This window comes from Streptomyces sp. NPDC058239, from assembly GCF_042882185.1.
Lineage (GTDB): Bacteria > Actinomycetota > Actinomycetes > Streptomycetales > Streptomycetaceae > Streptomyces.
Map to the genome: position 1 here is coordinate 76,628 of NZ_JBHVWS010000037.1, position 19,807 is coordinate 96,434.

At 67.5% G+C, this 19,807-nt stretch carries 17 protein-coding genes and 1 pseudogene; 12 read left to right on the forward strand and 6 right to left on the reverse strand.

The window, feature by feature from the left end:
* Positions 1–173 precede the first annotated feature (173 nt).
* Both ACFVYE_RS31445 and ACFVYE_RS31450 read right to left on the reverse strand, forming a co-directional pair.
* Entirely contained in the window at positions 174–533 is a 360-nt protein-coding gene (locus ACFVYE_RS31445; protein ID WP_383979392.1) for a peptidoglycan-binding protein, read from the reverse strand.
* 730 nt (positions 534–1,263) lie between these two features.
* Positions 1,264–1,419: a hypothetical protein gene (locus ACFVYE_RS31450; protein ID WP_383979395.1), complete on the reverse strand. Its 156-nt coding sequence runs from the start codon at positions 1,417–1,419 to the stop codon at positions 1,264–1,266.
* A 169-nt stretch (positions 1,420–1,588) separates the two neighbouring features.
* Between ACFVYE_RS31450 and ACFVYE_RS31455 the strand changes: the two genes are divergently transcribed.
* From ACFVYE_RS31455 to ACFVYE_RS31480, 6 genes are all read left to right on the forward strand, one after another.
* Positions 1,589–2,731 (forward strand): PP2C family protein-serine/threonine phosphatase, encoded by a 1,143-nt coding sequence (locus ACFVYE_RS31455; RefSeq protein ID WP_389607803.1) that lies wholly within the window; start codon positions 1,589–1,591, stop codon positions 2,729–2,731.
* Positions 2,732–2,875: 144 nt separating this feature from the next.
* A complete protein-coding gene (locus tag ACFVYE_RS31460; protein WP_383979398.1) occupies positions 2,876–3,613 on the forward strand; it encodes an SAM-dependent methyltransferase in 738 nt (245 codons plus the stop codon).
* A 285-nt stretch (positions 3,614–3,898) separates the two neighbouring features.
* The gene (locus ACFVYE_RS31465) at positions 3,899–4,237 is read left to right on the forward strand and encodes an antibiotic biosynthesis monooxygenase family protein (protein WP_383964609.1); all 339 of its coding nucleotides are present in this window, start codon (positions 3,899–3,901) and stop codon (positions 4,235–4,237) included.
* Positions 4,234–5,121 carry an NAD(P)-dependent oxidoreductase gene (locus tag ACFVYE_RS31470; RefSeq protein WP_383964607.1) on the forward strand — a complete coding sequence of 296 codons (888 nt, stop codon included), beginning with the start codon at positions 4,234–4,236 and terminating at the stop codon, positions 5,119–5,121. Before ACFVYE_RS31465 ends, ACFVYE_RS31470 begins: the two co-directional genes overlap by 4 nt.
* 53 nt (positions 5,122–5,174) lie before the next feature.
* Positions 5,175–6,092 carry an amidohydrolase family protein gene (locus tag ACFVYE_RS31475; RefSeq protein WP_383964605.1) on the forward strand — a complete coding sequence of 306 codons (918 nt, stop codon included), beginning with the start codon at positions 5,175–5,177 and terminating at the stop codon, positions 6,090–6,092.
* Positions 6,089–7,333 (forward strand): cytochrome P450, encoded by a 1,245-nt coding sequence (locus ACFVYE_RS31480; RefSeq protein WP_383964602.1) that lies wholly within the window; start codon positions 6,089–6,091, stop codon positions 7,331–7,333. Before ACFVYE_RS31475 ends, ACFVYE_RS31480 begins: the two co-directional genes overlap by 4 nt.
* Positions 7,334–7,459: 126 nt before the next feature.
* Here ACFVYE_RS31480 and ACFVYE_RS31485 read toward each other — a convergent pair whose 3' ends face one another.
* Positions 7,460–8,668: an MFS transporter gene (locus ACFVYE_RS31485; protein WP_383964599.1), complete on the reverse strand. Its 1,209-nt coding sequence runs from the start codon at positions 8,666–8,668 to the stop codon at positions 7,460–7,462.
* An 897-nt stretch (positions 8,669–9,565) separates the two neighbouring features.
* On the opposite strand from ACFVYE_RS31485, the gene ACFVYE_RS31490 reads away from it, so the two are divergent.
* The gene (locus ACFVYE_RS31490) at positions 9,566–11,074 is read left to right on the forward strand and encodes a glutamate synthase subunit beta (RefSeq protein WP_383964594.1); all 1,509 of its coding nucleotides are present in this window, start codon (positions 9,566–9,568) and stop codon (positions 11,072–11,074) included.
* Positions 11,075–11,196: 122 nt separating this feature from the next.
* On the opposite strand, the gene ACFVYE_RS31495 is transcribed toward ACFVYE_RS31490, so the two are convergent.
* Together ACFVYE_RS31495 and ACFVYE_RS31500 are read right to left on the reverse strand one after the other, a co-directional pair.
* Positions 11,197–12,006, reverse strand: a complete 810-nt coding sequence (locus ACFVYE_RS31495; RefSeq protein ID WP_389607804.1) for a shikimate kinase — start codon at positions 12,004–12,006, stop codon at positions 11,197–11,199.
* Positions 12,007–12,035: 29 nt separating this feature from the next.
* Positions 12,036–12,347 (reverse strand): annotated as a pseudogene (locus tag ACFVYE_RS31500) (transposase); the annotation flags it as partial.
* 250 nt (positions 12,348–12,597) lie between these two features.
* Here ACFVYE_RS31500 and ACFVYE_RS31505 point away from each other — a divergent pair.
* From ACFVYE_RS31505 to ACFVYE_RS31525, 5 genes are all read left to right on the forward strand, one after another.
* The gene (locus tag ACFVYE_RS31505; RefSeq protein ID WP_389607805.1) at positions 12,598–12,936 is read left to right on the forward strand and encodes an SseB family protein; all 339 of its coding nucleotides are present in this window, start codon (positions 12,598–12,600) and stop codon (positions 12,934–12,936) included.
* Between the two features lie 2 nt (positions 12,937–12,938).
* Entirely contained in the window at positions 12,939–13,505 is a 567-nt protein-coding gene (locus tag ACFVYE_RS31510) for a hypothetical protein (protein WP_389607806.1), read from the forward strand.
* Positions 13,502–17,842, forward strand: coding sequence for a DUF6531 domain-containing protein (locus tag ACFVYE_RS31515; RefSeq protein WP_389607807.1), 4,341 nt, complete (start codon positions 13,502–13,504; stop codon positions 17,840–17,842). Before ACFVYE_RS31510 ends, ACFVYE_RS31515 begins: the two co-directional genes overlap by 4 nt.
* Before the next feature lie 10 nt (positions 17,843–17,852).
* Entirely contained in the window at positions 17,853–18,296 is a 444-nt protein-coding gene (locus ACFVYE_RS31520) for a hypothetical protein (protein WP_389607808.1), read from the forward strand.
* A gap of 458 nt (positions 18,297–18,754) precedes the next feature.
* Positions 18,755–19,018 (forward strand): hypothetical protein, encoded by a 264-nt coding sequence (locus ACFVYE_RS31525; protein WP_389607809.1) that lies wholly within the window; start codon positions 18,755–18,757, stop codon positions 19,016–19,018.
* A 208-nt stretch (positions 19,019–19,226) separates the two neighbouring features.
* Here ACFVYE_RS31525 and ACFVYE_RS31530 read toward each other — a convergent pair whose 3' ends face one another.
* Positions 19,227–19,565: a hypothetical protein gene (locus ACFVYE_RS31530; RefSeq protein ID WP_389607810.1), complete on the reverse strand. Its 339-nt coding sequence runs from the start codon at positions 19,563–19,565 to the stop codon at positions 19,227–19,229.
* Positions 19,566–19,807: the final 242 nt, after the last annotated feature.

The window sequence follows — 19,807 nt, forward strand, 5'->3', positions numbered from 1 at the left end:
GGGGGGGGGCGGGGGGGGCGTCACGCCTTCCCCTCGGGCGGCGGCGCCCGCCCCACCCTCCGCCACCGGCGGCGGAATTGGCCGTACGCCCGGTTACCCGACGCATCACCGTTTCCGCCACGAACGGGTCGGCGAGTGGGTCGGAAAGGCAGTCCCGGCCAAGCCTGGGCAGCTCACTGGGGATATGGGTCGTAGCAGTCCAGCGCGGGGTGGTAAAGCACCTGCCAGGTGTCCTCCTCGACAACCCCGGTTCTGTCCAGACCGTGGCACCCCTGAATCCAGATGATCTTCTTCGACGTGGCTGAGCCGAAGACCCCGTCGACCGCGAGTTTCGGAACGCCGCCCCAAACATTGCTCAGACACTGTGCCTGCTTTACGGACAGACCGGTGTTCACGTACGTGAGCGCGGGACGATCGGTGGAGGACGTGTAGGAGCATGTCTCCTCAGCGGCGGCCGCATCGTGCGTCGTCGTCGCCAAAGCCCCGGCGGTCAGCAGCGCTGTGCCGAGGGCCGCACACTTGCGACGGATCATGTCGGGCACTCCTCTCCGTACGGGCATTTGCGCCTCCATCAAGCATGGGGGCACAAGCGTCGTCCCGCGCATTCGGAACGCCGCGCCCGCGCGAGGTGCACCGGCCGGTGCGCGGACGACCGCTCGGTGAGGCAGATGTCGGCGGGGGAGGGGGCGGGGATATCGCAGCGCGGAGTGGGGCCGTTGCTGCCGTACTCCTCACATGCCACGGCTTTCAGCGTGTGGCGGTGCCCCGACCGTGCTGCTGTTGTCCTCCGGGGGCGCTGCTGGACGTGGCGCGGCTGGTACAAGGACTCGGGGCCGCGGTGATGCCGCCGACGTCGATGGCCCTGATCCGCGAGGCATATCCGGACCCGGTCAAGCGGGCGCGGGCGATCTCGTTCCGGGCGATGGGCGGCCTGACGTACGGGGTGCTGCCACGGGCAGGGCAGGGGTACGGCAGTCGCGTCGTGGGCGAGGCCAGGCGCCGGGCGTGCTTCTTATGCGTGTACGACCTCCCCAGGGCCGCTGCAGTGTCGCTGTTCCCGAACGGAACGCTGCAAGGAAAAGGCGTGGCCATCAGCCCGTCGCGGCCGCTTGTCCAACGGCCGCTTGTTCAGGAGATACGCCGTGTTCGGTCTCGAACTCGCCCTGGACTGGAGCTGCCAGCCGACCCCGCGGCGGCGCACACATGTAGCCCCCGTTGGTGCGAACCGCCAAGGGATCCGCCACCGTACAGCTGCTGCCTCCGTCAGGTCTCCGTGTCCTCCGTGCGGCGCTCACCCTCGGCCTGGGACGGCTGGGTTCGCGTCGTGGCGGGGTGCCGCTCCTCGGCCGGATTCATGTCCTCTTCCAGCCTCTCGCCCTCGGCCTGCGACGGCGTCGGGTACTCGTCGCTCTCGCTCATGGCCGCCTCCACAGTCGGAACGATGCATACAAAATGAGCGTAACGCTTCGTCCGGTCGGGCAGCATGTCCACGACGCGCGCTCACCCCCAGCACGTGGCGAGGAGCTCACCGGGCCCGACCGCATCTGGCCGACTCGTCAGCCGCCCGGCGGCGGTGCACTGTGGAGACGTGGGCCTCAGTGGACGTTTCGCGGGTCTGCGGGAGTCATGGCGGCCGAGCCATGCCCTGCTGGTGATTCCCGTTGTACTCATCATCGTGATCACTGTCGTGGACATCTTCGTGCCGGAGGACATCCATCTGGGCCCACTGCTGGTCATCGCGCCCGCGATCACTGCCTCATTCGCCGGCCCTCTGCTGACCGGAGCGATCGGACTCCTCGCCGTGGCGGCCCAGGCATACGTCGGCCTGCACCTCGGCGTACTGTCCTCCCGGAATTCGGTGGTGCAGATCGCCGCCCTTGCGGTGCTCTCGGTCCTGATCGTGTTCTTCTGCGTGGTACGCGAGCGGCACAGACGGGAGCTCGCCCAGGTGCGGTCGGTGGCCGAAGCCGCGCAGCACGTCCTGCTGTGGCCGCTCCCGGACCGTATCGGCCCGCTACAGATCGCCTGCCTGTACCTGGCTGCCGAGGACGAGGCCCAGATCGGCGGTGATCTGTACGCAACCACCCGCATCGACGGCGGGACCCGGGTGATGATCGGTGATGTGAGAGGGAAGGGCCTGGCCGCCATCGGAGAAGCCGCCGTCCTGCTCGGCGCCTTCCGCGAGGCCGCCCACCAGCACACCGGCCTGCCCGCACTGGCCGCGGCCCTCGAACAGAGCGTCTCCCGCTACCAGGCCGACTTCGAGCCGGAAGAGGAGGCCGGGGAGCGCTTCGCCACCGCCCTGCTGCTGGAGATCCCGGACCAGGGCCAAATCAGCCGCATGACCAGCTGTGGACACCCTGCACCACTGCTGCTGAGCCCAGGGCATGCCGTCACCGTCCCGAGTCTGCACCCCGCGCCCCCGTTGGGGGTGGGCGGCATGGGGCCGACGGGTTACGCCCTTGACGTGTTCACCTTTGAGGAAGGAGACACCCTCCTCCTCTACACCGACGGCGTCATCGAAGCACGCGACCGAGGCGGAGACTTCTACCCCTTCGTGGAACGGGCCGCCCGATGGACCGAGAGCTCCCCGGAGGTACTCCTGCACCACCTGCGAGGCGACCTCCTCGCCCACGCCGGCGGACATCTGGGCGACGACGCCGCTTTCGTCGCGATCCACCGCAATCCCGTTTACCGTCCGGGGCGCCACCACAGAGATCGTCCACCCTGACGGCTTCCACCGCAGGGCGTTGCTGTCGCAGCCAGTGGACGTGAAGTGGTTCGAATCCCGGTTCCCGATTGTTGTCTGACGGGGCGTCGGGTCCCCAGAGGAAAAGGGCATGCGCGCGATCTTCGGCGCTGCCAGGCTGTGCCGATGAACCGTGAACAGATCTCCGGGCTTGCCCATGCCGACCACCCGATCAAGTCCCCCCTCGACGACGACTCGGTGCGACAACTGCTGGAACGTGGCGTCCCGCGTGGCGACGAGCGGGTACTCGACCTGGGTTGCGGCGGCGGGGAATGGCTTCTGCGCGCCCTGAACACGCACCCGCACCTGCTCGCCGAGGGCGTCGACAACTCCGAGGACGCGCTTCGGCATGCCCGTGAGGCTGCGAGCAGCCTCGGCGTCCGCACGCGCCTCGCACTGCACCACCAGGAGGCTGCGGACTTCCGTTCCACGCACTCGTTCGACCTGGTACTCAGCGTCGGGGCCACGCATGCCTTCGGCGGCCTGCTGCCCACCCTCGCGGCGGCGCGCAAGCACCTGGCCCCGGGCGGACGCGTCCTGATAGGCGAGGGCTTCTGGGAACGTGAGCCGTCACCGGAGGCCGTCGAGATGTTCGGGGACCTCACCGACCTGGCGACCACCGTGGACCGTGTCGTCGCCGACGGGTGGACTCCCGTTCACGGGCACATCAGCACGCGCCGTGAGCTGGACGACTACGAGTGGTCCTGCTGGGGGGCACTGGCCTCCTGGGCCCTGGACCACCCCGCCGACCCGGACAGCTCGTACGTGCTCGAGACAGCCGCGGTCCGCCGCACCGAATGGTTGCGCGTCTACCGGGACATGTGGGGCTTCGTCAGTCTGGTCCTGCGCCGGACATCCGACTGACCCCGGACGAGCCCTGGCGCCCCGGCCCCGCCCCGACAGATCGTGCAGGACGTCCGGGACTCGGGGCGTTCGACGAGTCGGCCGAGTCCGAAGCGGGCTCCGGCCCGGACGAGCGGTTCCAGGTGGGCGCCGAGCAGGCCCTTCGCATCTCACTCGACCGGGCCAGCAAACGTAGGGGCTGCCCTCTCTCCATGGCCCCCGTGGCCACGCCGGAGTTGCGTGGCCACGGGGGCCATGAGTCTGTGGGAGTCGTGCTCTGCCAGATCTCAGCCTTGAGGAGGAGACATGCAACCTGAGCAGAACGGCTGCTCGGCCGACAGGCTTTCCGTGGTGTACACGGTCCACGTCATCGAGGGTGGTGAGCAGGGGTTTCTGGAGGCGTACGAGCGAATAAGGAAGTCCGTCGCCAGCGTCCCGGGACACATCATCGACCGGCTCGGAGAACCCATCGACGACTCCCGGCAGTGGGTGATCACCAGCGAGTGGGAGACGCCCGACCACTTCTTCGCCTGGCAGCAGGGCGAGGACCATCGCGCACTGCTGGCCCCGTTGCGCGTCTGGGTCGACCAGACCCAGTCGCTGCGATACCGGGTCATTCAGGAGACCGTAGGGGTGAAGGCATGACTTACTCCACCACCGGCCCCGTCGCCGTCCTCGGACTCGGCACGATGGGCACCGGCCTGGCCACGCGCCTTCTTGAGCAGGGCGTACAGGTGCGTGTCTGGAACCGCACCGCGGGGCGGACCGAACCGCTCGCCCGGGCCGGCGCCGTCGCCGCAGCCCACCCGGCCGATGCCGTCGAGGGCACGAGCGCCGCCATCTGCACCGTGACCGACGGTGAAGCCCTCGCCTCCGTGCTGCACGGACCGGACGGAATCATGACCGGGGGCCCGTACCCCGGCGCCCTGGTGTGCGCCAGCACGGTCGCCCCCGAAGAGGTCGTCCGCCTCACCGGCGACATGCACTCCGTTCTGGATGTCGGCATGCTCGGCAACCGGGAGCACGCCCGCAGCGGTGAGCTGCGGCTGTTCGTCGGCGGCGAGGAACGGGTCTTCACCGCCGGGCGCCCGCTGCTCGAACTGCTGGGCAAGGAGGTCGTCCACCTCGGCGAACTCGGTTCCGGCATGCGGATGAAGCTGCTCCTCAACCTGCTGATGGGCATCGAGGTGCAGGCTCTGGCCGAGGCCGTCGAACTGGCGGCCGCCACCGGACTCGACCGGAAGCTCGTCCTCGGCACGATCGCCGGCAGCGGCTTCGCCTCACCCGTCATGGCGTTCAAGTCCAAGCGGCTGGCAGCCGGGCGCTTCGACAAGCCCGACTTCCGGCTGAGCCTGATGGCCAAGGACCTCCTGCTCGCCGCGGACCAGGCCGCGGCGGCCGGACTGCGGCTCCCTCTCGTCGCCGCGGCCGCGCAGACCCACGTCCGCGCCATCGACCAGGGACACGGGGACGAGGACTGTGTCGCGGTCGCCCACGCACTCACACCGAACCCGGGAACTCAGACGTGATCATCGACATCCACGGACATCTGTCCCCACCGGAGGCCGCGCGAAGCTTCCCCATGCCTCCCAGCCTGACCGACGTCGACGGAATGCTGGCCGCCCGCGCCCAGGCCGGCATCGACCTCACCATCATCGGCAGCCCGGTCGGCGCCGGCGCCATGGCGCGGGTTCCGGGCGTCGACAACTACTCGCAACCACGGGACCGGCTCCGAAGCTTCCACGCCTGGATGTCGGGCCTGATCGCCACCTTCCCGGACCAGTTGCGCGGGTATGTGTACGCCAACCCGTTCGGCGACGACGATCACCTGGAAGGAGTCCGGGAGACGCTGGCGGATCCCGCCTTCGTCGGCCTGATCACCACCTCCAGCGTCCATGGCGAACTGCTCGGCTCTCCGCGAGCCGACTCCTTCTTCGCACTGGCCGCCGAGACGGGAGTGCCCGTCCTGGTGCACGCCCCGGCCGAACCGATCGGCACGGACCGGGTCGACGCCTTCGGCTTCGTCGAGCAGATCGGCCGGTTCGGCGACGTCACCATGGGCATGGCCATGATCGCGTTCGCGGGGTGGCTGGACAAATACCCCGGCCTGCGGCTGATCGGTGCCACCGGCGGCGGTGCGCTGGCGCTGCTGCCCGAACGCCTGCAGACAGCGGCGCGTCCCCGGCACTGGGGCGGGGGCAAGCCGCCGGTGCCGTCCTCGGCCCCGGCTCCATCCTCCACTCCGATGTCGGCCGATCCGGGCGGCGCGCTCCAGCGCATGTATGTCGACACCAGCACATTCAGCCCGGCGCATCTGGGCCTCAACGCCGAGGTACTGGGGCCGGAGCGGATGTTGTTCGGCACCGACTCGCCGCCGATGTCCGTGCCCCTGGAGGAGTTCATGCACATGATCGAGAAGCTGCCGATCGACAAGGCGTCCCAGCAGCTCATCCTCGGCGGCAACGCCGAGGCTCTCTTCGACCTCAGGAGCCGTCCGTGACCACAGTGGACGATCCGGTCGCCGCAGCCGAGCGGTGCACCCCCGAGTTCCGACGGAACCCGCACCCGGTCTACGCGAGCCTCAGGGACACAGCACCCGTCTGCCCCATGCGGCCGCCGCACGGCATCGACACGTACCTGATCACGCGGTACGAGGACGCGAGAGCGGCCCTGGCGGATCTGCGGCTCAGCAAGGACATGTACGGGGCCATGGACGCCTACCGGAGGATCTTCGGTGACTCGTCCGTGGCTCTGGACGACCACATGCTCAACTCCGACCCGCCCAAGCACACCCGACTGCGCAAATTCGTCAGCTCCACGTTCACCCCGCGTCGCGTGGAATCGCTGCGGCCGCGGATCCAGGACATCGTCGACACGCTGCTGGACAACTGTGCGACCCGCGAACCGGTCGACCTGCTGCCCGCGTTCGCGTTCCCGCTGCCGATCATCGTGATCTGTGAACTGCTCGGCGTGCCGCCGGACGAACGGTTGGAGCTGCAACGCCTGTCCACCACGGTGGCACAGACAGGATTCAGCAAGGAATCCAAGCAGGCCCAGCAGAAAGCGGAGGAGAACCTGCACGCGTACTTCGCGGATCTCCTCTCGCGCAAGCGCGGCCACCCGGGTGAGGACCTGCTCAGCGCGCTCACCGCAGCCCAGGACGAAAACGGCGGGCTCACCGAGCAGGAGCTGATCTCGACCGCGTTTCTGCTGATGTTCGCGGGTCACAAGACAACCGCCTACCTCATCGGTAACGCAGTCCACCATCTCCTCACCCATCCTGCGCAGCTCCGTGCCGTGCAGGAGAACCCGGAGCTGGTCGGACAGGCAGTGGAAGAACTGCTGCGCTACGACGGTTCGGTGGAGAGCGCGACGTTCCGCTTCGCGACCGAGGACGTACAGATCGCCGGGACGCGGATTCCGAAGGGCTCCCTGGTTCAGATCGCGCTCAGTTCGGCCAACCGCGACCCGCTGAAATTCGACTCTCCGGACGAGTTCGATGTGAAGCGAACGGCGAGTGCGCAAAGTGCCCATCTGGGGTTCGGGCACGGCATCCACTACTGCCTGGGAGCGCCTCTGGCCAGACTGGAGGTGCAACTCGCTCTCACGGGCCTGTTCAGCCGTTTCCCGAGGGCGGCTCTGGCAGACCCCGCGCGTGAGGCGCCCTGGATGGAGGTTCCGTTCCCGGCCTTCCGCGGCCTCGCGGAGTTGCCTGTCGTGCTCAAGCCTGCCGTGCCGTGACCCACAGCGGGAAGACACCGGCATCCTGTCCGGGCCGCATCGGAGACCCCGGGGCGGCCCGGACGCTTTGGGGTATTGATTCCGGACGCGGTGGCTGTCCGACGTCCCGGCCGTCCGCCTGACCGTCTACGCCTCTGTCGGCGGCCTGCGCGCAGCGTACGTTCCCGCGCCCGCCGCCAGCAGCATCACACAGCCCGCGAAGATCAGCCCGGCTTGGCGCAGACCGAGCCACGTGGCCATGGCGCCGACTCCCACCACCGGCACCGAGATCCCGGCGTAGGCGACGACGAAGAACGCCGAAATCGTGCCGCCACGATGCTGTGCCGGGGCCGCGCCGCTGACCAGGGTGAGTGCCGCGCGAAAGGCCAGTCCCTGGCCGGCGCCGCCGCACAGGGCACCCAGGACGAGAAGGATCATGGACTCGGCGATCAGCGATGACGCCACAAGCAACAGGCCCACGACGAGGATTCCGCACCCCACGGGGAGCGCGAGGCGCGCACCGATCCGTTGTGTCAAGGACTGCCCGACGGTCGAAGCAAGGAATACGGAGAACACAACGGCGCCCGAAACAGCCAGGTTGCGCACACCCAGCGTCTGCGAGGCAAAACTCGGCGCGACCGCCGTGAACAGCCCGAGGAGTGCGAAGCCGGCGAACGCCGACAGTGCGGCGGGCCTGAACACACCCTTCACCTCGGGAGGCACCCTGACTCCCTGCGGCGTCAGAGGAGGCCATCGCTTCGGCTCCGCCACGGTCTCCGGCAGGAACCAGGTGATTCCACAGGCCACAGCCACCAGCCCCAGGTGGACCCAGAACGGCAGCATCAGCGGCCAGGGCGTGTACTGAGCAAGGAGGCCGGAGAGCAGCGGCCCGCAGCCCAGACCACCCATGTTCGCCGCGGTGGCGGCGAATCCGGCCCGCGCCTTCTGCCCCGGACCGGCCAGCTCGATGACGGCCGCTGTCGCCGCACCGCTCAGCAAGCCGGCCGCGCAGCCGGACAACAGCCGCCCCGCGAAGAGCAGAGGCAGACCGCTCTCCAGGAGGAAGCAGCCCGCACTCGCGGCCGACAAAGCCATGGCGCACAGGAGCACCGGTCTGCGGCCGACCTCGTCGGAATAGTTTCCCGCCACCAGAAGCACGGTGATGACCGCAACGGCATACACGGCGAACACAACGGTCACCACCAGCTCGGAGAACCCGATCTGTTGCTGGTAGAGCCCGTACAACGGTGTGGGCAGGGTGGTCCCGGCCATCCCGATGGCGAAAACCACTGCCGCGGCCGGATAGCCCGGCCGCCGGCCATCGCCTGCGTTCACTGCGCCCTCGCGAACGATCACGCACGCCACCCTATGAGTGGACGCCCGCTGGAGAGGCACCCGGCACGAGGTGGCCAGGCCGACCGAGGGACGTCGGGGTCATCAGTCCCAGAGTTTGTAAGTCACGTTCCGCGGCGTCTGCGACGGCCTGTCGTCGGTGTAGGTGAGTTGCAGCCGTGTGAAGCGTTTCAGCTCCGGGTGCTTCTTCCAGGAATCCGGGCGGTCGAGCCTGACGATGACGGGGTAGGAGTGGAATTTGCCTGCGGCACAGAAGGGCTGACAGTCATTCACTGCATCGAGTCCTCTGCCCACAGCGGACGTGTGTCCCCAAGTGGACCATCGAAGTCCGATGAGGTGGTTGTTGCCATCGCCACAGGCGAGCAAGAAGTCGCCGGGTCGTACTTGTGAATTCGAGAAACAGTCGACGGCCACCGCACGGGCGGGCGCGGGCGACCCTGCGGATGCGGACGCCGGCACCACTGCTGCCGCGAGCGCTGTGGCAGCACACAGCATGACCGCTGTTCTGAACTTGTCTCTTTGCATATCAGCTCCCCAGCTGCCTCTCTGTCGAGCCCGGGCGACCCCGCGGGTACGCCTCACTCGCCCCGCGCGCTGCGGTCTGCGCGCCAGAAGCACTCGTCGGTGGCGGTGGCGCCGTTCTTTCCGCAGTTGTTCCTGAATCGACGCTACGACCGCGGCCAGGGATGCACCACCCGTACAGGCGACAGCCAGGCAAGGCAGAAGTGGAAGAAGTCCTCTCCGCCGGTAGAACGATCGCCTTCGACCAGTGATCGACAACCTGTCCGCGGCACCCCGGCTCGCGCTGAAACCGCTGCACCGAGCAGGTCGTCGTAGTGGTGTGCAGGCGTAGTCTGGCCGTAACGCCTGTGTACCGCGAGTGAGCGACGGAGGCGGCGCATGACCGACCCCTACGGCTTCCTCAAGACACCCCGCCGGCCCGTCCCGGCGCGCCCCGTGCAGGAGCGGCTGAGCGACTGGAACGAGGTCTACGCGGGGCAGGCGCGACTTCCGCTCGTGTCCGAGCAGGCGGGGCGTTGCATGGACTGCGGCATACCGTTCTGCCACAGCGGCTGCCCGCTGGGAAATCTCATCCCCGAGTGGAACGCATACGCGAGGAAGGGCGACTGGTGGGCAGCGGCCGAGCGACTGCACGCGACGAACAACTTCCCGGAGTTCACCGGGCGGCTGTGCCCGGCGCCGTGCGAGGACGCCTGCGTGCTCACCATCAATGCCGATCCGGTGACGATCAAGAATGTCGAACAGGCGATCGCCGACCAGATCTGGGCGCGCGGATACGCGACGCCGCAACAGCCCGGGCGGCTCAGCGGCAAGACCGTGGCTGTCATCGGCTCCGGTCCCGCGGGACTCGCGGCAGCACAACAACTCACGCGCTCCGGTCACACCGTCGCCGTCTACGAGCGCGCCGACCGCATCGGTGGGCTGCTGCGCTACGGCATCCCCGCGTTCAAGCTGGAGAAGCGCCACCTGGACCGCCGTATCGAGCAGATGCGGGCGGAAGGCACCATGTTCCGCACATGTGTGGACGTCGGCAGCGATCTCGACGCCACCGAGCTCGCAGAGCGACACGACGCGGTCGTCATCGCCGTCGGCGCCACGGGGCAACGGGAACTGCCCGTCCCGGGCCGTGAGCTCCACGGCATCCACCAGGCCATGGACTATCTGACCCTGGCCAACAGGGTCGCGGAGGGCGACCGCGACGTGCCTGTTGTCACCGCCGAGGGCAAACACGTGGTGATCATCGGTGGCGGGGACACCGGCTCGGACTGTCTGGGCACCGTCCTGCGTCAGGGTGCCGCCTCCGTCGTGCAGCTGGACATCAATCCGGAGCCGGGTGACACCCGACGGGACACCGAGCCCTGGCCCGTGTATCCCAAGGTCTATCGGATATCCCATGCTCATGAAGAGGCCCGTGGGCGAGAGGGCGCGGATCCGAGAGTCTTCTCCTCCGCCACCCTCAGCTTCGAAGGGGATCCGTCCGGCAAAGTGCGTGCGCTGCGCCTGGCGGAAGTGGAGCCCGAGGGCAGAAGGCCGCGGCTGGAGACGGTACATGTGATCCCGGCGAGTCTGGTCCTGCTCGCACTCGGCTTCTTCGGTCCCGAACGGGGCACCGGCCTGATGCGGCAACTCGCACTCACGCTGGACGACCGGGGAAACTTCGCCCGGAACGCTGCCTTCGCGGCCGAAACGGCAAAGTCGGCCGAGCGGACAGCCCGCGCCGGGACCGGCGGGTTGTTCATCGCCGGCGACGCGGGACGTGGCCAGTCCCTCGTGGTGTGGGCCATCGCAGAGGGACGGTCCGCCGCGGCCGCGACGGACCGCTACCTGAACGGCTCCACGGCGCTTCCGGCGCCCATCGCCCCACAGGACCGGCCTCTGGTCGCCTGAGCGCCTCCAGCACACCATTGCAGGCCTGAGGATTACCCGTCACGAGAGCACGAGAGCACGAGAGCACGAGAGCACGAGATATCGAGGGTGAAATCCTGCCCACCGACAGCGGCGCGATTTCCTCAATGGGCGAGCTGAGCAATACGGTCGGCCAGCCGCGCGAGACCATCGGAGGGCGGCGCCACTGTCTTTCTTCGGTCGGCGCCGATCGCTCTGCCGATCTGCTCTCCCAGTGCTGCCGGATTCAGGGTCGAAATCATCTCGCACACGCCCCGCTCCGTGAATTGGCCGACCCGTTCCCCTTGATCGTCAATGCCGCGATCCGCCGGATACGCCAGAACTTGTGCACCGCTCGCTGCGGTCTCATTCATCGAACCGTAACCGCCCCGGCACAGCACCACATCGGCGCAGCCGATCAGATCCGGGACACTGATGCCGCCACGCTGTACTCGAAGAGGATGCGGGAACCGGCACACGGTCATAGTGGAAGCGGGATCACCTGCATCCGACCGATGGCGCACTGGCGCGCGCCCGCACCATCGCGTCGATAATTGCGCCATGATGCACATTCGCAAAGGTCGCCACCCGCCGACCCCACCTGACGCTGGACAGCAGCTCAGTGCGGTTCGGACCGCAGCCAGCTGCTGGTCATCGGTGTAGTTGGTATGGCCTGCGCCCAGTGCGATGACGGCTCCGGGGTGGTCGGCGACAGCACGTGCCACGGCGTGTGTTCGGGCTGGTTCCCACTCGGCTTCGGCCACGAGACGTCCGACGGCGGCGATGCGCTCGCGGAGTTTGGCGATGCTCCATCCCACCTCCGCGCAGTACCTGTCCGCAACGGCGTCCAGATCGACGAACGGTCTTTGCATCCTCGCCGCGACCTCTTGGCCGAGAGTGGTCTTACCGGTGCCGGCCGGGCCAATCAGAACCATCCATGGAGCCTCAGTGGACGTCGGTCGGCTCACGCGGCATTCGCCTCATCGCGTTCAACAAGGTTGCCGCATTCGAAGTGGGCTCCGGCGCGGACGAGTGCGACGAGGTGGGGTGCGTTCACAGCCCGCCAGCGGGCCTGGGCGGACTCCACGAGCTTGAAGACCATCGCCAGGGCGGCACCGCGGGTGACCTTGGTCCGCAGCCGGACGGTGGCGAATGTGGACTCGATCGGGTTGGTCGTCCGAAGGTGGATCCAGTGCTCCGAGGGGAAGTCGAAGAACGCCAGCAACTGCTCCTGATCATCGGTGATCTTCTTGACGGCCCTGGGGAACTTCGCGCCTGCGAGGTTCAGCGGACAGCGGTATCGGTGAGTGGGGACGTTAGCGTACGACGGCTATCTGCGGCTGGCAGGGGGTGCGGAGTCCGGGGCGTTGTGACACGAGGGAGCCGGCTGTGGTGTCGGCGTGTGCCACAGGATCGTTCCAGTCGGTTTCATTGCTCTCCCGACCAGCGCCGATGCCGATGGATATGCGATGATCCTTCCCGTGTTTCATCCAGCTCAGGGCTCGGATGGAAGAGGGGGAATAGGGATGTCGTTGCGTGACCTGGTCCGCGACGAGGCGATGGCGCGGATGTCTCCGGCGGAACGGTTGGCTCAACTGCGCGCCGCACGGCTGTACTTCCAGCGGCCGGAGAGCCCCGGTTTTTTCGTGTCCGAGACGGTGGATGGTCCGATAGTGCCGGTCTTCACCTCCTGGGAGGGGCTGGCTCTGTTCGCGGGAGCATGCGACTGGGCGTCGACCACGGCCGAGGACCTGGTAGAGCTGTTGCCTGAAGGGGTGCGGGCGCTGGTGGACCTGTTGGGGCCGAACCCGTTCTTGTTGGAGGCCGCGATGCTGGAGGAATTGGCAGAGGCGGAGGGGGAGTAGACATGGCAGGGGGCGGAGCGGATGGGCCTGAGCCGGGGGATGGTTACAGGATCGAGATCGCCGAGGTGCGCAAGATCATGAAGCCGATGGAGGAGTCCGTCGTCGCGGCGCACAAGATCAAGCAGGACTGGAAGTCCATGGCCCAGGGCATCCAGAACGCGGCCACCGTCGACATCGAGAAGCCGGCCAAGGACGTGCTGTCCGAGTGGGGTTTCGGCATGGGGCGGCTCGCCGAGCACGCCGACTCCATCGTCGAAGGCCTGCGGCAGGCCATAGCGGCCTACATGATGGCGGACCTGCTGCAGCTCGAGAACTTTGCGCCGACCGAGGACAACATCGCCAAACTCCCCTTCGGTGAACACGCCCTGCGTGCGTGGAAGAACGGAGACCGGCCTCATTTCGATCCGCCTCCCGAGATCTACCAGGAGCCGTGGCTCGACGGTGGTAGCGGCAGTGGTGACGGTACGGCCGTCACGGGCGGTCCACCCAGCAATCCTCGTTACCGCGTGGCCGGTGAAGGCGGTGAAGGCTGGGTGGTCGACGGCGGTGGAAGGGGCCCTGTCGCATGACGCACAAGGACGCCATGGAGGGCGGCGCTTCTGAGCGCATACCCCCGCACGCCAAGCCTGATGATGTCATACCGGGCAAACCCGAGAAGATTGACAACCTGGTCGTCAAGCTCCGTGTCTATGCGGGCGCGTTCAAGGACGGCTACGACAAGCTGACCGACTTGTCCCTGCTGCCGTGGACCGGTGCCGCGGCCGATAGCTTCCAGGACGCGAGCAAGCGTCTGCCCAGGGAGTTGGAGTCGGCACGCAAGTACTTCACCTCCGCGGCGGGCGCTCTGGACGCCTACGCCGACAAGCTGCGTTCCGTGCAGAAGCGGGTCAAGCCGATCATCGAAGATGCGGACGAGGTAAGGGCTGCGTCGAAGAAGTACTGGGAGAACGTCAGGGCCTACAACGCCGCTGTCGACCGCGGGGACGATACGCTGCCCGTGCGGCCGCCGGACGACGATCCCATCACCGGGCTGGACTCTTGCTATAGCCGGCTCGACAAGCTGGAGAGCGAGCTGCAGGGCGTCGTCGACGACTCCAAGGCCAAGCTCGCCAAGGCGGCCGAGAAGGCCCCCAACGCGCCCGAGGGCTGGAACCGCTTCAAGAAGGGCGTCGGGGACTTCTTCGGCGGCATGGGCGACAGCGCCAAGGGCATGTGGAAGCAGTTCGAGTACATGGCTGAAGACGGCCCCGGTGGCGCCAGCCTGCAACTGGCGGGCGTGATCGACGGGGCCGCGTACGCCGCGAACCACCCCACGGAGTTCGCCAAGGCCGTCACCAACTGGGATGAGTGGCAGCGGAACCCCAGCCGTGCCGCCGGCCAGCTCACCCCGGATCTGCTGCTCGCCCTCGCCACCGGCGGCGGGGGCGCCCTGCGGAAGGGCGCCTCGACCGCCAAGACTGCCGCTCAGCGGCTGGCGAGCCGCGAGCGGGCGCTGCGTCGCGACGGCAGCGCCGCTGAGCGTGCCGACGGCGAGCCGAACAAGCACGACAAGTGCACCAAGGAGAAGTGCGGAGAGGGCGAGCCGGTCGACGTTGCAACCGGCGAGATGTTCATGTCCGCCACGGACGCCAGTCTGCCCGGCGCCCTGCCGCTGGTACTGGAGCGGCACTACGTCTCCGGACACCCGTGCGGCGGTTGGTTCGGTCCCACCTGGGCGGCCACCCTCGACCAGCGCCTGGAACTGGACGACGCCGGACTCGTCTACATCGCGGCCGACGGCATGGTGCTGCGATACCCGGTACCAGAGCCGGAGACCCCCACCCTGCCCGTCTCCGGCCCGCGCTGGCCGCTGCGCTGGGACGGCAAACCGGACGGCACCTTCACCCTCACTGTCCCGGAGGAGAACCGCCGCCTGCACTTTGCCCGGCTCCCAGTGGGAGGCTCGGAACTGGCGCTCCACGCGATCACCGACCGCAGCGGTGAGGGCGACCGCATCGACTTCGTGTACGACGAGCACGGCGCACCCGCCCGGATCACCCACTCCGGCGGCTACCGCATCGCCGTCGACACCGACGCAGCCCTGCATCGCGTCACGGCCCTGCGTCTCCTGCACGGCGAGCAACATGAGCACAGCGCCCGGCTCGTCTCCTTCACCTACGACGACAGCGGCGACCTGATCGAGGTAATCAACTCCACCGGCAAGCCGCAGCTCTACCGTTACGACGAGCACCGCATCACATCCTGGAAGGACCGCAACGGCACCGCGTTCGCCTACGTCTACGACCACCGCGGTCGCGTCCTGCGCACCGTAGGGCCGACCGGTATCCTCTCGGGCCGCTTCCACTACGACGATGCCCACCGCACCACCCGCTACACCGACTCCCAGGGCAACGTCACCACGTACGTCCTCAACGAGGCTCACAAGGTCGTCGAGGTGACCGACCCGCTTGGTCACACCACCCGCACCGAATGGGACGAGACCAACCGCCTCCCGCTCACCGTCACCGATGCGCTCAGCCACACGACGCGGTACACCTACGACGAGGACGGCAACCTCACCCACATCGAGCGTCCGGACGGAAGCAGCGCCGAGGCGGTCTACGACGAGAACGGCCTCCCGCTGGAGATCCGCGAACCCGATGGTGTGGAATGGCGCCACACCTACGATGGCCGCGGCGCACGCACCTCCACCACGGACCCGACGGGCGCTACTACGCACTGGACGTACGACGAGGCAGACCACCTCACCTCAGTCACGGACGTGCTCGGGCGCACGACGACAGTGACGACGGGCGCGGCGGGGCTCCCGGTGACGGTCACTGACCCCCTGGGACACACCACCCACGTCCGCCGCGGCCCCCACGGCCGCGTCACCGCCCTCACCGACCCGCTCGGCCGCACTACCCATTTCGGCTGGACCATCGAGGGCAAGCCCGCCTGGCGCGAGCACCCTGACGGCACTCGCGAGGAATGGAAGTGGGACTGCGAGGGCAACCTCGCCAAACACACCGACCAGGCCGGTCATACCACCGAGTACACCTACACCCACTTCGACCTGCCCGCCACCCGCACCGACCCCGACGGCGCCCACTACGCCTTCGCCTACGACACCGAACTGCGCCTGGTGACCGTCACCAATCCCCAGGGGCATGAATGGCGCTATGAGTACGACGCCGCCGGCCGCCTGGCCGCTGAGACGGACTTCAACGGGGTGACCCGCTCCTACGAGCGCGACGCGACGGGCCGCCTCACCGCCCGGATGAATGCGCTTGGCCAGACGCTTCGGTACACACATGACGCGATGGGGCGGGTGCTCACCAAGCAGGACGAGACGACGGACGAGCTGACGACCTTCATCTACGGTACGCGAGGGACCCTCGCCCGCGCCTCCAACAGCGACGCGGTCCTGACCCTGGAGCGGGACCCCCTGGGCCGAGTCCTGGCGGAGACGGTCAATGGCCGCACGATCGCCTCCACCTACGACGCGGTGGGCAACCGTTTGACTCGCACGACGCCGTCCGGGCTGACATCGGCATGGACGTACGACACCGCCGACCGACCCCTGGCCCTCACGACAGCGGGCAACACCCTTACCTTCACCCACGACGCCACCGGTCACGAGACACAGCGGGCCGTCGGCGGTGTCACCCTCAGTCAACGCTGGGATGACACCGGCCGAATCACCGCACAGACGGTTACTTCCGCCACCGATGACCTCATCCAACACCGCACCTACGCCTACCGGCCCGACGGCTACGTCACTCAGATTCGCGAACTGACGTCCGGTACTCGCCACTTCACCCTGGACCCGGTCGGCCGGGTCACGGGTGTACAAGCGCACGGCTGGACCGAGCGCTACGCCTACGACGCGGCCGGGAACCAAACCCACGCCTCGGCGCCAGGCCAGGAAACCTCTGGCGAGAGGGAGTTCACCGGAACCCTGGTCCGCAAGGCCGGCCGCACCGTGTACGAACACGACGCCGCAGGCCGCCTGATCCGTAAGACCCGCAAGCTGCTCAACGGTCAGACCCGGACGTGGACCTACGCGTGGAGTGCCGAGGACAAGCTCACGCAGGTCGTGACGCCGGACAGCGAGACGTGGACATACTCCTATGACCCCCTGGGCCGCCGCATCGGCAAGACCGACCCGAAGGGCGCGACTCTCACCCTCACCTGGGATACGACCCGCCTCGCGGAACAGACCGCCCAGGACGGTACGACCTGTACCTGGGACCACGCCCCGGAGACTCACCGCCCCCTGACCCAGACGGTCGGCGAAGTGGGAACCTCACGCTTCCGTGTCGTGGTCACGGATGCCACGGGGACGCCCACCGAACTGCTCACCCCGGACGGCGAGGTGACCTGGCAGCACCGGACCACCCTCTGGGGAACCCCTGTCCCCGCCCCCTCCGACGTGGAGACCTGCCCCCTCCGCTTCCCAGGCCAGTACGCCGACGCCGAGAGCGGCCTTCACTACAACTACTTCAGGTACTACGACCCGGAAACGGCCCGATTCCTCACCCCAGACCCGCTCGGTCTCACCCCTTCGGACAACCACCATGCGTACCCTCGAAACCCGATCCGGCTGACCGACCCGCTCGGACTGGCTCCCTACGACCTCGAACCCGAGTCGGAGAAGATCGCGGACCACGCCAACGGTGAAGCGCTCCGCCCCGACGGCAACGGAACGCACTACGTGCGAGGAGTCGACCCCAAGGCCCTGAAGTTCTACGTCGACGGAGTGATCAACGAACGCATACCCAACATCGAACCGAAATACGGACTGCGAAATGGTCGAGAGGCCTTCTGGGACCCGGACAAGGAGGCCGTGGTCATCGTGGACGGTGACGGGGGCACCGTGTTCACCCCCAAGGAGGGATACTCCTACTTCGAGGACCTGGAATAAGAGGAGCGGTATGTCCGAGCAAACCAGCCGCAGCGTCAGTCTCTCCCACTCGGAGTTCACGAGGCTTTACTTCCTGACACGCGAACTCAATGAGTTCCCCGCCGAGAGACTGCAGGGTTTTGGATGCGATGCCGAAGAACTGGAAGATCTGTTGTCACGGCTCAGGAGCGCTCGTCGGCAGTCCAAAGAGCATGGGGAAGCTCACCGTTTGACACTTGTCTTCTCGACGACGCTGCCCGAATCGGACGCCGCACCAGCTCTTGCCCGCGACGGAGACAACCACACTCGGGCGGCGCCCGCCCACATGACCGTCACCGTTCCCGCGAGCGTCGCGCAGTGGTGGGCCCCCGCTGCGCGCTGGGTCCTCCATGCTCACAGTCCCCGGGAGATTTCCCTACGCACTGGGTACTCAACCGATGAGTTGCGCGAAGCACTGGCAACCTTGCCGGACTGAGACCGATTCGTGCCTCGCCTCCTCAAGGAGCGGTATTGGCGGCGGGCGAGGCGGTCATGGAGGGTGATCAGCACGGAGCGAGGCCGACATCAAGCCCGCCATGGTGGCTGCCACTCTGAAGCAGCTTCGCGAGGACGTGCGGGGAGCCTTCGATGTGGTCTGGGACAAGCGCGGTGCGGTCTTCGCCGAGCGGAGGATCAGGGCCCTGCCCCGGCAAGGTATGAGTCGCCAAGAGGAACAGGTCTTCCAGACAGCGATCGCCTATAGCCTCATGGTTCTCTTCGGCAAGAACCCCACGAAGACGGTTATGGAGCGCTTCGGAGGCTCCAAGGCGACGGCCAGGCGCTGGGTGGGCAAGGCGTGCGACTTGAACCTCATCAAGGAGCACGAGGAGCTCAAGGACATGGGCTTTCCCCGAGGACCAGATCCCTTGGCTCGAAGAAGACGATTCTCAGTTCATGGAGAACTTCATCAAGGTCATGGACGAGATGGCCGTGATCATGCCGCCCCGGAAATACCACCTGGTCCGAGGAGCGATGTTCTTCGAAATGCTCGGTCAGGTTATGGACGGAGAGGGGAGCGGAGGCGACGGTGCCGACGAAGGCGTGCGCTCAGCCGCCCGGGAGCTGCTGTATGCGATGACGGGCAGCACGACGCTCGGCGGCGCGGACGACTCGTCCCCAGCGCTGCAGGACGCGCCGACGGCGCCGAGTCAGCCGTAGGCGGCCCTCGGGCAGTCCGTCGCGTACCAGTAAACGTGGCTCTGGCAAGATTTTCGTAGCCGGAGATCACCTCGGTGACCCGGTCGGCCGGTCCACGTAGCGGGCTGCCCACGGTCACGAATTCCGCACAGATGGCGCTGCGGCTTCATGTTGTTTCCCACCCTGTTGGGCCGCTAGGTAGCGCTGGTGCAGACACCCAGCTGGCCGGTCAGATGCCTACACGGATAGGCACTGCGTCCGCACGCCCGTATCCGAGCACCTGAGCGAGGACTTCGCGGAACTGCCTGATGTCTTCGGCCGGCGCTTCGATGACGGCCTCGATCTCGCGGTCGGTCAGGCGCAGTAGCCAGGTGTCTGCGTACTCCCCGAAGCGCTGGTTGCCCAGCGTGCGCTTCATCTCGGCCGGCTGCGCAGAAGTGCTGCGTTTCTCCTTGTAGATCTGTGTGAGGCGGTCGAGCGCGTCGTCCTGCGTCGGGTAGCCCGACTCTTCGCACTGTCGCCCCGCCCCGCTCCGTTGCGGAACCGGATAGCGTAGGGGTGTGCGCATCCGCCCTGCCGTTTGCAGCTGCAGGTCTTGAAGAAACTGCCCATCCCACGGATGAGTTTGGTCGCCATGTGCACCGCTCCTGACTCATGCTGGGAGTTTGCTGACCAGCGGTCCTACAGCATGGTCCTGACCTGCGGCCGCGCCAAACTAGTGTCCTGCGCCGGAGATCCGTTGGCAGAAACGCGCGAGGGAGTCGAGGATCTCCTCGGCCGTCTTGGTCCAGGTGAATGGTGTTGGGTTTT

What these genes read in the sequence shown, in the direction of transcription:
- ACFVYE_RS31445 (WP_383979392.1), bottom strand. Translation starts at nt 533, where the DNA reads ATGATCCGTCGCAAGTGTGCGGCCCTCGGCACAGCGCTGCTGACCGCC.
- ACFVYE_RS31450 (WP_383979395.1), bottom strand. Translation starts at nt 1,419, where the DNA reads ATGAGCGAGAGCGACGAGTACCCGACGCCGTCGCAGGCCGAGGGCGAG.
- ACFVYE_RS31460 (WP_383979398.1), top strand. Translation starts at nt 2,876, where the DNA reads ATGAACCGTGAACAGATCTCCGGGCTTGCCCATGCCGACCACCCGATC.
- ACFVYE_RS31465 (WP_383964609.1), top strand. Translation starts at nt 3,899, where the DNA reads ATGCAACCTGAGCAGAACGGCTGCTCGGCCGACAGGCTTTCCGTGGTG.
- ACFVYE_RS31470 (WP_383964607.1), top strand. Translation starts at nt 4,234, where the DNA reads ATGACTTACTCCACCACCGGCCCCGTCGCCGTCCTCGGACTCGGCACG.
- ACFVYE_RS31475 (WP_383964605.1), top strand. Translation starts at nt 5,175, where the DNA reads ATGCCTCCCAGCCTGACCGACGTCGACGGAATGCTGGCCGCCCGCGCC.
- ACFVYE_RS31490 (WP_383964594.1), top strand. Translation starts at nt 9,566, where the DNA reads ATGACCGACCCCTACGGCTTCCTCAAGACACCCCGCCGGCCCGTCCCG.
- ACFVYE_RS31495 (WP_389607804.1), bottom strand. Translation starts at nt 12,006, where the DNA reads ATGGTTCTGATTGGCCCGGCCGGCACCGGTAAGACCACTCTCGGCCAA.
- ACFVYE_RS31505 (WP_389607805.1), top strand. Translation starts at nt 12,598, where the DNA reads ATGTCGTTGCGTGACCTGGTCCGCGACGAGGCGATGGCGCGGATGTCT.
- ACFVYE_RS31510 (WP_389607806.1), top strand. Translation starts at nt 12,939, where the DNA reads ATGGCAGGGGGCGGAGCGGATGGGCCTGAGCCGGGGGATGGTTACAGG.
- ACFVYE_RS31515 (WP_389607807.1), top strand. Translation starts at nt 13,502, where the DNA reads ATGACGCACAAGGACGCCATGGAGGGCGGCGCTTCTGAGCGCATACCC.
- ACFVYE_RS31520 (WP_389607808.1), top strand. Translation starts at nt 17,853, where the DNA reads ATGTCCGAGCAAACCAGCCGCAGCGTCAGTCTCTCCCACTCGGAGTTC.
- ACFVYE_RS31525 (WP_389607809.1), top strand. Translation starts at nt 18,755, where the DNA reads ATGGAGAACTTCATCAAGGTCATGGACGAGATGGCCGTGATCATGCCG.
- ACFVYE_RS31530 (WP_389607810.1), bottom strand. Translation starts at nt 19,565, where the DNA reads ATGCGCACACCCCTACGCTATCCGGTTCCGCAACGGAGCGGGGCGGGG.